Raw genomic sequence first — 5,844 nt, 5'->3', positions numbered from 1 at the left:
CACCGGGCCCCGCGAAACTCATGCTGGACGTCGCAGCGTCGAGCGAGCAGGGCGGTGACCCAGGGGCACCTCGGGTGCATCAGCAGCCTGGCGGCTACCGACACAAGGATGGTGCACCAGTGAGCACGCCAGGGACGAGCACGCGGCCCGTCGCGGTGGTCACCGGCGCCAGCCGGGGCCTGGGCTTCCTGCTGGCCCGTGAGCTCGCCGACCGCGGCCACGACCTGGTCGTCAACGCACGGTCCGCGGACGGGCTGGCCGTGGCGGCCGCCGACCTGCAGGGCCGCGGCACCGATGTCGTCACCGTGCCGGGCGACGTCGCGGTCGAGGCCGACGCGCAGCGCCTCGTCGCCACCGCGCAGGAGCGGTTCGGGCGCCTCGACGTGCTCGTGACGAACGCCGGGGTGATCCAGGTCGGACCGGCGGCGGCGATGCGCACACAGGACTTCGCCGACGCCATGAACGCCATGTTCTGGGGCACGGTGCACCCGACGCTCGCGGCGCTGCCGCTGCTGCGCGAGCGCGGGGGCCGGATCCTGGCGATCACCTCGATCGGCGGGAAGCTGCCCGCCCCGCACCTGCTCCCCTACGTCGCGGCGAAGCACGCGGCCGTCGGGTTCGCCGAGGGGCTGCGCGTGGAGGCCGCCCGGCACGGCGTCAGCGTCACGGTGGCGGTGCCCGGGCTGATGCGCACCGGCTCACCGCGCAACGCGCTCTTCACCGGGGACCAGGCCGCCGAGCACCGTTGGTTCACGCTGGGCGACAGCCTCCCGCTGCTGTCGATGGACGCCGAGCGGGCCGCGGGGAAGCTGGTGCGGGCCGCGCTGCGCGGACGTCCCGAGGTGGTGCTCACACCCGCCGCCAAGCTGGGGATGCGGCTGCACGGCATCGCGCCGGCGACGACGATGCGGCTGCTGGCCGTCGCCAACCGGCTGCTGCCCTCCGACGAGACGCCGCGCCCGCCGCGGCCCGGGCACACCGTCGCCCGCCCGGCCGGCTGGTTCGACGCGCTGACGGCGCTCACCCGTAGCGCGGCGCGGCGGTTCCACCAGCACGACGACGTGGTGCCGCCCTCCTGAGGTCCCTTCGGCAGACTGCCGGGGATGCTCCCGCCGCCCGATCTGCCCGACCTGCCGATCCGCGGCGCCCTCGGCGCCGTCACGGGCGCGCTCGCCGACCACGGCGCCGCGGTACTCGTCGCCCCTCCCGGCACCGGCAAGACCACGCTCGTGCCACTCGCCCTGGCCGGTGCGGGCCGGGTGGTCGTGGCCGAGCCGCGCCGGCTCGCCGCCCGCGCCGCCGCCGCGCGGATGGCCGCGCTGGTGGGCGAACCGGTCGGGGAGACCGTCGGGTACGCCGTGCGCGGCGACGCGCGCAGGTCGGCGCGCACCCGGATCGAGGTGGTGACCTCCGGGTTGCTGCTGCGCAGGCTCGTCGCCGACCCGGAGCTGCCCGGGGTGACCACCGTCGTCCTCGACGAGTGCCACGAGCGGCACCTCGACGCCGACCTGCTGCTGGCGCTGCTGCTCGACGCCCGCGACGGGCTGCGCCCGGACCTGCGCCTGCTCGCGACGTCGGCCACCGTCGCGACCGGCCGTCTCGCGGAGCTGCTGGGGGACGCGCCGGTCCTGACCGTGGACGCACGCACCTTCCCGGTGGCTGCGCGGCACCTCCCCCCGGTGCGCGGTGAACGCGTCGAGGCCTGCGTCGCCCGCGCGGTCCGCACCGCGCTCGACGACGGCGACGGTGACGTGCTCGCGTTCCTGCCCGGCGCCGCGGAGATCCGGCGCACGACCGCCGCGCTGGCGGGTGTGGACGCCGATGTGCTGCCGCTGCACGGGCGCCTGCCGGCCGCCGAGCAGGATCGGGCCCTGCAGGATCGGGCCCTGCAGGATCGAACAGGGCGGCCCGGCCCGCGGCGCCGGGTCGTGCTGGCGACGGCGGTGGCCGAGTCGAGCCTCACCGTCCCCGGGGTGCGCGCCGTCGTGGATGCCGGCCTCGCCCGAGTGCCGCGGGTCGACCACCGCCGCGGGCTCGCCGGGCTCGTCACCGTCCGGGTGTCGGCGGCCGTCGCCGAACAGCGCGCCGGTCGGGCCGGGCGGGAGGCCCCCGGCCGGGTGTACCGGTGCTGGCCGGAGGGCGAGCTGCTCCCCCGCTACCCGGAGCCGGAGATCCGCACCGCCGACCTCACCCGGCTCGCGCTGGACCTGGCGTGCTGGGGAACCCCGGACGGTGGCGGTCTGCGGTGGTGGGACGCGCCACCGCCGGGACCGCTGCGCGCCGGACAGGAGGTCCTGCACGCGATCGGGGCGCTCGCCGGCGGGGCCGCCACGGAGCGCGGGCGCCGGATGGCCGAGCTCGGGCTGCACCCCCGGCTGGCCCGCGCCCTGCTCGACGGAGCTGCCCGGGTCGGCGCGCGGCACGCCGCGGAGGTGGTGGCGCTGCTCGACGACGACACGCTCGCCGGCGGCACCGAGGTGGACGTCGAGCTGGGGCGGCTGCGGTCGGGGGCGGCGCCGGGGGCGGGCCGCTGGCGGGCTGAGGTGTCGCGGCTGCGGCGGCTGCTGCCGGCGTCCCGGGCCGATGCGAACCGGGCCGACGCCGGGCTGCTCGTGGCGCTCGCGTACCCGGAGCGGCTGGCGCGGAGGCGGGCGGCCGGGTCGCCGGTGTACCTGATGGCGGGCGGCACCGCCGTCGAGCTGCCGGCGGGGAGCCCGCTCGCCGCGCAGGAGTGGCTGGCCGTGGCCGTGGCCGATCGCACCCCCGGCGCCGAACAGGGACGGGTGCGGCTGGCCGCGGCCGTCGACCGCGAGCTCGCCGAGCTGGCCGCGCCCGCGCTGCTCGCCGAGGGCGAGGAGGTGCGCTGGTCGGGCGGCGACGTCGTCGCCCGGAACGTGCGGCGGCTGGGCGCGATCGTGCTGGCCGAGCGGCGCCTCGCCGACCCCGACCCGGCCGCCGTCCGCGCTGCGCTGCTCGACGGCCTTCGGAACGAAGGACTGGCGCTGCTGCGCTGGACCGACGGCGCCCGCAGCCTGCGGGACCGGCTCGCCATGCTGCACCGCACGCTGGGGCCGCCGTGGCCGGACGTGTCCGACGATGCCCTGCTCGCCGACCCGGACCGCTGGTGGACCGGACGGCTCACCACGGCCCGCTCGCGGGCGGACCTCGGCCGCGTGGACGCCGCCGGCGTCCTGCGCGCGGTGCTCGACTGGCGGGAGGCCGCGACGCTGGACGAGCTCGCACCGGAGCGCATCAGCGTGCCGTCCGGCTCGCGGATCGCGCTGGACTACAGCGGCGAGCACCCGGTGCTCCCGGTGCGGGTGCAGGAGGTGTTCGGGTGGACCGCGACCCCCACCGTCGCGGGCGGGCGCCTGCCCGTGCTGCTGCACCTGCTCTCCCCCGCGGGCCGACCCGCGGCCGTCACCGCCGACCTGGCCTCGTTCTGGACGGGCGGCTACCCGCAGGTGCGCGCCGAGCTGCGGGGCCGGTACCCGAAGCACGCCTGGCCCGAGGACCCGATCACCGCCGCGCCCACCCGGCGGACCCGCCGCTGACCACCGAGGAAGGGTGCCGTAGGCGACACGCCGACGGCCCGCCCTGCCGGCGTGTCGCCGGCGGGGCGGGCTGGGGCAGTGTCGGCCGGGCTCGGGTCAGCCGGTCCAGCCCTCGAAGTCCACGATGCGGCGGACCTCGACGTAGCCGTACTTCGCGGTGGGCGATCTCGGTCGCGGCCTCGATCGACGGGGCGTCGACGATGTAGAAGCCGGCGACGGTGTGCGCGGCGGGAGCGGTGGGCTCGGTCTCGATCCGGCTCGCGCCGTCGCGGACCCGGACGACCTGGGCCTCATCGCGGGAGTGGAAGCCTTCGCCGCCGATGGAGGTCCCCTCGGACTTGAGCTTCTCGTCGAGGGCCAGCCAGTCGGCGATCTCGCCCTCGGTGGGCGAGGTGGTCGTGGGGTCGTAGACGTAGAGCAGGGCGAACTTCATGATCTTCTCCTTGAGGTGGGGTGTCGGATGGAGCAGGTCAGCGGTGGCGCTCGAGGTGGGCGACGACGGCGATCCAGATCATGGCGGTCAGGAAGGTGACAGCCAGGACCAGCGGGCCGGCGGGCGCCCCGGCCGAGGAGTACACGTCCCCGAACAGGAAGACCGCGCCCGCGGCGCGGGAGGCCCACGCCATGCGGGGAGCTCCGGTGCGGGCGTAGTGGCGGCCCAGCACGAAGCACGCGGCGATCAGCGCGGTGAAGGCGACCGTTCCGACGGCCAGGTGGCCGATCGTGCCCACGGTGACACCCGGGACGCCGGGGTCACCGACGGGGAACCCGCCGCCGCCCTGGAGCACGAACGGGCCGGACAGTGCCAGCCCGACCCCGACGACCCCGACCAGGCGGGGGGCCCAGGTGCCGCCGGGGGTGCCGCGCAGGGCGCGGCGCAACCCGACCGCGCCGGCCAGCACCAGCAGCCCGGAGGCGACGAAGTTGGTGATCTGGAGCCAGCCGAGGTCGCCGTTGGACAGTGAGCTGAGCGGGTAGCGGGTCAGGTCGAAGCCCTCGCGGGTGACGGCCTGGGCCAGCGAGACCACACCGAACACCGCAGTGCCGGCGACGGCGCCGGAGAGCAGCAGGCGGGTACGCGGGTCACGCACCGGATCAGCGGCGGAGCGGCCAGGGTCGGCGGACGGCAGCGAGCCCGACGCCGCCATGTACACCGAGCTGGGCCACTACCTCGACGAGCTCACCCGCTCGGGCGTGCTCGTCGCCACCGGCGGGCTCGACGCGGGCACCCGCATCACGACCTCGGGTGGCGAGCTCACCGTCACCGACGGCCCGTTCGCGGAGACGAAGGAGGCGATCGTCAGCTTCGCGGTGGTCGAGGTCGCGTCCCGCGAGGAGGCGATCGAGCTGACGCGGCGCTTCCAGGCGATCTTCGGTGAGGGCCGGACGATGATGTACCAGGTATTCGGGCCCGCCACGGCCTGACCGGGCCGCGAGGTCACCGTCCGATGCAGCACAGCCGGCACGGCGCGACGAGCGACCGAGCGGAGGCGTCGTTTCGGGTCCGGCCGACGCGGTCGGTGAGATCTGGCGGCGGGAGTCGGCGCGGATCGTCGCCGGCCTCGCGCGGATGCTCGCCGGCGACGTCGGCCTTGCCGAGGAGCTGGCGCAGGACGCGCTGGTCGCGGCGCTGGAGCAGTGGCCGGCGCACGGCGTCCCGGCGAACCCTGGTGCCTGGCTCACCACCGTCGCCCGCCGTCGCGCGGTCGACACGCTGCGCCGCATGCAGCGCCGCGACCGCGGGCACGCGGAGCTCGCGCACGGGCTGCGCACCGCGCCGGACGACGAGCCGGACGTCCCCGATCCGGACGATCTCGACGACGACGTCCTGCGGCTGATGGTCGTCTCCTGCCATCCCGTGCTCCCCGCCGAGTCGCGGGTGGCGCTGACGATGCGCGTGGTCGCCGGGCTGCGGACCGACGAGATCGCGCGCGCGTTCCTCGTCAGCGAGGCGACCGTAGGCCAGCGGATCGTGCGCGCCAAGCGCGCGCTCGCGGCGAGCCAGGTGCCGTTCGAGGTCCCCACGGGGCCGGAGCGGGCGGCGCGGCTGTCGTCGGTGATGGATGTCGTCTACCTGGTCTTCAACGAGGGCTACGCGGCGACCGGCGGAGGCGACTGGATCCGGCCCGCGCTGTGCGACGAGGCCGTGCGGCTGGCGGGCCTGCTGGCCGGGCTCGCCCCCGACTCGGCCGAGGCCCACGGCCTGCTCGCACTCATTCAGCTGCAGCACAGCCGCCGGGACGCCCGCGTCGACGCGGACGGGGCTCCGGTCCTGCTGCACGAGCAGGAC

6 protein-coding genes are annotated in these 5,844 nt (G+C 76.6%); 4 read left to right on the top strand and 2 right to left on the bottom strand.

Features of this window, described 5'->3' with window-relative positions:
- Positions 1–119 precede the first annotated feature (119 nt).
- Both KME75_RS39455 and hrpB read left to right on the top strand, forming a co-directional pair.
- A complete protein-coding gene (locus tag KME75_RS39455; RefSeq protein WP_219420109.1) occupies positions 120–1,079 on the top strand; it encodes an SDR family NAD(P)-dependent oxidoreductase in 960 nt (319 codons plus the stop codon).
- Positions 1,080–1,103: 24 nt separating this feature from the next.
- The gene (gene hrpB / locus KME75_RS39450; RefSeq protein WP_219420107.1) at positions 1,104–3,554 is read left to right on the top strand and encodes an ATP-dependent helicase HrpB; all 2,451 of its coding nucleotides are present in this window, start codon (positions 1,104–1,106) and stop codon (positions 3,552–3,554) included.
- On the opposite strand, the gene KME75_RS39445 is transcribed toward hrpB, so the two are convergent.
- Positions 3,520–3,987, bottom strand: a complete 468-nt coding sequence (locus tag KME75_RS39445; protein WP_219420105.1) for a YciI family protein — start codon at positions 3,985–3,987, stop codon at positions 3,520–3,522. The two genes, hrpB and KME75_RS39445, sit on opposite strands and share 35 nt — an antisense overlap.
- Before the next feature lie 37 nt (positions 3,988–4,024).
- Positions 4,025–4,645: a DUF998 domain-containing protein gene (locus KME75_RS39440; protein WP_308283474.1), complete on the bottom strand. Its 621-nt coding sequence runs from the start codon at positions 4,643–4,645 to the stop codon at positions 4,025–4,027.
- Here KME75_RS39440 and KME75_RS39435 point away from each other — a divergent pair.
- Positions 4,557–4,979 (top strand): YciI family protein, encoded by a 423-nt coding sequence (locus KME75_RS39435; RefSeq protein WP_308283473.1) that lies wholly within the window; start codon positions 4,557–4,559, stop codon positions 4,977–4,979. The two genes, KME75_RS39440 and KME75_RS39435, sit on opposite strands and share 89 nt — an antisense overlap.
- 145 nt (positions 4,980–5,124) lie before the next feature.
- A partial coding sequence (locus KME75_RS39430) for an RNA polymerase sigma factor (protein ID WP_219420100.1) occupies positions 5,125–5,844 on the top strand: 720 nt, incomplete at its 3' end.

The sequence above is a fragment of the Pseudonocardia nigra genome (assembly GCF_019396355.1).
Lineage (GTDB): Bacteria > Actinomycetota > Actinomycetes > Mycobacteriales > Pseudonocardiaceae > Pseudonocardia > Pseudonocardia nigra.
The sequence above is the reverse complement of the archived record's forward strand: the minus strand, read 5'-3'. Positions and strand labels throughout refer to the sequence as shown.